We start from the raw sequence: 4812 nt of genomic DNA on the forward strand, positions 1-4812 counted from the left end.
AAATAGTGGTGCCCATTAAGGTCCTTCTTTCTAATGGAATGTTGTGGTAACACCATTAAAGACCTTGATGGGTTTTTCTGTCTACTTAAATGTTCAACTTAAATTTTACAATCTGCCTTATAAAAAAGTGGTTAAGTTAGGCAATCAGGAATTTAATAACCGCTTTCCATACCTATTCCAAGAAGAAATGGAAACGGAAAATTCTTTAACATTAAGATTTATAAGAAATATTTATGTACATGGCATAATTGATATTCTGGTACTTTGGGGGAATAGCAACAATTCAATCGGAATTGATGATGTCAAGCGATTATTAGGACTCGTTCAAACTAAGTCACCAGTAGAACTAATGAAGCTTTACCAAATTGAAATGGATCGATTTCATTAGTTATTTATGTAAATGGCGGTATTGATTAGTCTCGTATTTAGTTAAGGGAGCAATTAAGCTTTTCCCGGCATTAAAACGATTCCTAATAATGAAAACGTTGAAGTTGGGATACATTATTAGGAATTCTTTAATAGTAATTTTTTTGTTATTAAATTTGATGAAGCTGTAAGGAGACTCATCATAAACATGCTTGACTACTAAATTATCTTCGCGACAGCCATGCTCATAACGAAAAGTGATTTCCTTGGCAGAAATTTTATATATTGTAGCTAATTTATGAATATTAGTTGTTTTACCATGAAAAGGAATTCTTTTTAGCATAAGTTCACCTAGTAATTATAGTTTTGTTCAGTATATTCATAATCACTATTATTTTTAATATTAGCGAGGAAAGATAAACTTAGCGTGCATATGTGATACTAGGCGTATATAAAAATGGCTAAACTATGATAACGATAAATTGCATAATTCACCTTACGTGCTTAAACAGGGATTCAAAAAGCAAAATTTTTTCAAATTATAAAATATCCCATAACAACAAATAATTGGTATATTGAAACACTTGTCGCATTAAAAGACTATTCTGGCGATTGTGTTCATGTTAGAAAAGCAAATTTTTATGCAGCTAAATTTGTTGATTAACTATCATTTGAATGGTTGTTCACAAAATCACAAGAAAGTGCTACTCAAACTACTAAAAGTTTGGTAGATTATTTTCAGGCATTAGTCACCAAGATCGAGAGGCTTAGTATAAGGAACCGGTACTAGGAATTGAGAATCTTCCTGACGATGGGAATGAGAATCCCTCGACCAGGCAATCAATGAATGGGTGAAGGAGCCAAATTCAAGAAAGGTGATCCTTAATCAAATTAAGGTGAAACAATGATAAAAAATCATTCAGCTAATCTCGAATTACTCACTCAGGCACAAGTCGGCAACGAGGATCAATTTATGGCATTATTTGATTGTTACTCTTCACTTGTTAAGCGACTTTGGCAGCGATTTTATATTGCTGATTTAGAGCTTGAAGATTGGGAGCAAGAGGCACAACTTGTCCTACTAAAGGTTATTTATTCATATAATGGCAAAGATATTAATCAATTTAGCGGTTTTTATAAGCAGAGCTTAATCAATCGCCTTCTTGACTTGTATCGTGCCAGGCAAGCAGATAAACGGATCCCGGTTGATCAATTAGACTCTTTGGGAGAAAGTGATAGTGAGACAATGATTGGTGGAGAAATTTTACTAGAAGATATTGTCTATTGTCATAAGAGTATTAAAGAGATCATTAGAGTTAGCTCGTCATTTGAACGAGATGTGTTGGCGCTGATTGTTACTGGAAAATCGGTTGAATATGTATGCCGAAAGCTTCGATGTAGCAAGCGACAGGTTCAGAGTGCTCTTTCGCGAGCCCGGACAAAATTAATCAAGATTTTAGCGGGTGAGTGATCGGGTTGAAGGATTAATAAGTTAAGAACAAGGCTGGTAATTTAATCAGTCTTTTTCTAATCCTTAAACGTAAAAAAGCATAATCTTTTGGCTCTTAATAACAATTACTGACGACATAACGCAAAGACTTGTTTTAGTAAATGGAACATGCTAATCTTAATTATGTGTGGAGGTGAAAGTATGTCCCAAAAGAAAGTTGCACTGGAATGTACGAAGTGCGGTGCTCATAACTATACAATTACCGCTAATCCTCAACGACAAGAACGATTAGAATTAAAAAAGTTTTGTAAACATTGTGGTGAATATACTCTTCACCGTGAAACCCGTTAGTTAGCTGGAGGAAATTATGCATCTGTTTCGTTTTATTAAAAGTGTAAATCACGAAATGAAGCTGGTTGTTTGGCCAACTGCTCGTGAAAACCGGCGTGATACAACCATTGTTATTTCGTTAACGCTTTTCTTCGTCTTATTCTTTGCCCTGTTTGATTGGCTAATTCAACTCTTAATGAAGTTATTTGTCTAAGCAGTGGTCAAACTATAAGAGATTTGTTATACTAAATTCAACGAGCTTCGTGGGGGATCCGCGAGGTTTTTTATTTTGAAGTTGAAAATGAGAGTTAATTTTAATTAAGGAGGATTCATCGTGGAATCAAATGAAAAACGCTGGTACGTTCTACACACATACTCAGGTTATGAAAACCGGGTTAAGAGCAACCTGGAGTCACGTGCTCAATCAATGGGGATGCAAGATTACATTTTTCGAGTAGTTGTTCCTGAAGATGAGGTTCGTCAAGTTAAGGATGGTCAAGCTAAGGAAGTAGTTGAAAAGACATTCCCTGGTTACGTCTTAGTAGAAATGGTTATGACTGACCAAGCCTGGTACATTGCGCGGAATACACCTGGTGTTACTGGTTTCTTAGGTTCTCACGGTGGTGGTTCAAAGCCAACCCCATTACTTCCAGAAGAAGTTGACCGGATCATGAAGCGGATGGGCGTTCAAACCGTTCAACACGATATTGACGTTAGTGTTGGTGATAGCGTTAAGGTGATTGCCGGACCATTTGCCGACTTAACTGGTAAGGTTACAGAAGTTGACCATGAAAAGATGAAATTAAAGGTTAACGTTGAAATGTTTGGTCGTGAAACATCTGCTGAATTAGGCTTCGACCAAATTGATACGGTAGAATAAAGAGAGGGTGAACCGCGACATACAAGCCACCGAGTACTAAGGAAGTTCAGACGATGATTGTTTACAATCAAGTCTGGACTATTTAGACGGAGGTGGCTGTCGCGGTGAGCTATTCTCAACTGTGTTGTATTTGTAGCTCTAGCAAGTTTCTGATAAGCACGTTATGACGATGCTATAGGGACTTTCCCTGCGAGCCGATTTATTAGGATACTGGTGGCGGTCGCGGTGAACTATTCTCGATTGTGCTGCATAGCACGTTATAATCTTATTTTTACACTATTTACCTTGAATTTTAATTATAAATGTGGTAAGTTACCTAAGTATGCTATTCGACATACTGTGGGAGAGGTAAATTTACTGCCTCATCATGACCACAACACGGACTAAGGAGGTTTTGTCTCGTGGCAAAGAAAGTAGCTAACGTTGTCAAGTTGCAAATTCCTGCCGGTGCTGCTACACCAGCTCCACCAGTAGGTCCTGCACTTGGGCAAGCAGGTATTAACATTATGGGCTTCACTAAGGAATTTAACGCTCGGACTGCAGACCAAAAAGGAATGTTGATCCCAGTTGTTATTACTGTATATGAGGACCGTTCATTCGACTTCATTACCAAGACGCCACCTGCTGCTGTCTTATTGAAGAAGGCCGCTGGTGTTGAACACGGTTCCGGTGAACCTAACACTAACAAGGTTGCTTCTGTAACCAAGGCTCAAGTTAAGGAAATCGCCGAAACTAAGATGCAAGATCTAAACGCCGCTGACGTTGAAGCAGCTATGCGCATGATCGAAGGTACTGCACGGAGCATGGGCTTCACTGTTGAAGACTAATTGCTGAGAAGCAGGCCGGATGCACTATAAAAGTAGTACATCCCGTGGGAGGTATTAACTCCGCTAGACCACATTTGCAAGGAGGAAAACACAAGATGGCTAAAAATCGTGGTAAGAAGTACCAAGATGCGCTTAAAAAGGTTGACAGCAAGAAGAAGTACGCTGTTAACGACGCAGTTCAATTAGTAAAAGATATTGATTTCGCTAACTTTGACTCAACTGTTGAAGTTGCATTTAAGTTAAACGTTGATACTAAGCAAGCTGACCAACAATTACGTGGTGCCGTTGTTTTACCAAACGGTACTGGTAAGGATCAAACAGTTATTGTTTTCGCTAAGGGAGACAATGCTAAGGCTGCTAAGGCTGCTGGTGCTGACTTTGTTGGTGACGCTGACTTGGCTGACAAGATCCAAGACGGTTGGTTAGACTTTGACGTTGCAATCGCAACTCCAGACATGATGCCAGTTGTTGGTCGTTTAGGTCGGATTCTTGGACCTAAGGGCTTAATGCCAAACCCTAAGACTGGTACAGTTACTATGGATGTTGCTAAGGCAGTTGAAGAATCTAAGGCTGGTAAGGTTACTTACCGGACTGACCGTGATGGTAATGTTGCTGTTCCATTCGGTAAGGCTTCATTCGATACTGATAAGTTAGTTGAAAACTTAAAGACTATTGAAGATGTTGTTATGAAGGCTCGTCCAGCTTCTGTACGTGGTACTTACGTACAACACGCTTCAATTGCTTCAACTTTCGGACCAAGTGTTACACTTGATTTGGAAAGCTTCTAAATTGAATAATTAGAAGATAAAAAGATGGAATCAGATTGATTCCATCTTTTGGCTCTTCGTCAAGAAGTACTGATGAGAAAATAGAATAAATTTTGTTAAGCAGCTCGTGCCTGAACCTTGGCACGGGCTGCTTGTTTATTCTTCCAGTTAATGGCAATGTAGGTGTTGGGC

Annotated in this window: 8 protein-coding genes; 7 read left to right on the top strand and 1 reads right to left on the bottom strand. The window is 38.6% G+C overall.

Features of this window, described 5'->3' with window-relative positions:
- Positions 1-187 precede the first annotated feature (187 nt).
- The 7 genes from HUK49_RS11060 (at position 188) to rplA (ending at position 4641) form a co-directional block, all read left to right on the top strand.
- Entirely contained in the window at positions 188-388 is a 201-nt protein-coding gene (locus HUK49_RS11060) for a hypothetical protein (RefSeq protein WP_206705665.1), read from the top strand.
- 882 nt (positions 389-1270) lie between these two features.
- Entirely contained in the window at positions 1271-1837 is a 567-nt protein-coding gene (locus tag HUK49_RS10325; protein ID WP_146001924.1) for a sigma-70 family RNA polymerase sigma factor, read from the top strand.
- Positions 1838-2017: 180 nt separating this feature from the next.
- Positions 2018-2167, top strand: a complete 150-nt coding sequence (gene rpmG, locus HUK49_RS10330) for a 50S ribosomal protein L33 (RefSeq protein ID WP_003717523.1) — start codon at positions 2018-2020, stop codon at positions 2165-2167.
- Positions 2168-2183: 16 nt separating this feature from the next.
- On the top strand, positions 2184-2360 hold the full coding sequence (secE, locus tag HUK49_RS10335) for a preprotein translocase subunit SecE (protein WP_003717524.1): 177 nt from the start codon (positions 2184-2186) through the stop codon (positions 2358-2360).
- Positions 2361-2480: 120 nt separating this feature from the next.
- Positions 2481-3026 (top strand): transcription termination/antitermination protein NusG, encoded by a 546-nt coding sequence (gene nusG, locus HUK49_RS10340; RefSeq protein WP_040531564.1) that lies wholly within the window; start codon positions 2481-2483, stop codon positions 3024-3026.
- Positions 3027-3427: 401 nt separating this feature from the next.
- The gene (gene rplK / locus HUK49_RS10345) at positions 3428-3853 is read left to right on the top strand and encodes a 50S ribosomal protein L11 (protein ID WP_003717526.1); all 426 of its coding nucleotides are present in this window, start codon (positions 3428-3430) and stop codon (positions 3851-3853) included.
- A 95-nt stretch (positions 3854-3948) separates the two neighbouring features.
- Positions 3949-4641 carry a 50S ribosomal protein L1 gene (gene rplA / locus HUK49_RS10350; RefSeq protein WP_191913645.1) on the top strand — a complete coding sequence of 231 codons (693 nt, stop codon included), beginning with the start codon at positions 3949-3951 and terminating at the stop codon, positions 4639-4641.
- Here the strand turns inward: rplA and HUK49_RS11065 are convergent.
- On the bottom strand, positions 4616-4812 hold a 197-nt coding region (locus tag HUK49_RS11065; protein ID WP_206705666.1), incomplete at its 5' end, for a hypothetical protein. The genes rplA and HUK49_RS11065 overlap by 26 nt on opposite strands.

The organism is Limosilactobacillus portuensis, assembly GCF_014838735.1.
GTDB classification, from domain to species: Bacteria; Bacillota; Bacilli; order Lactobacillales; family Lactobacillaceae; genus Limosilactobacillus; species Limosilactobacillus portuensis.

Excerpts from the sequence above, each read along its gene's own strand:
- HUK49_RS11060 (WP_206705665.1), top strand. The coding sequence starts at position 188 with ATGGAAACGGAAAATTCTTTAACATTAAGATTTATAAGAAATATTTAT.
- HUK49_RS10325 (WP_146001924.1), top strand. The coding sequence starts at position 1,271 with ATGATAAAAAATCATTCAGCTAATCTCGAATTACTCACTCAGGCACAA.
- rpmG (WP_003717523.1), top strand. The coding sequence starts at position 2,018 with ATGTCCCAAAAGAAAGTTGCACTGGAATGTACGAAGTGCGGTGCTCAT.
- secE (WP_003717524.1), top strand. The coding sequence starts at position 2,184 with ATGCATCTGTTTCGTTTTATTAAAAGTGTAAATCACGAAATGAAGCTG.
- rplA (WP_191913645.1), top strand. The coding sequence starts at position 3,949 with ATGGCTAAAAATCGTGGTAAGAAGTACCAAGATGCGCTTAAAAAGGTT.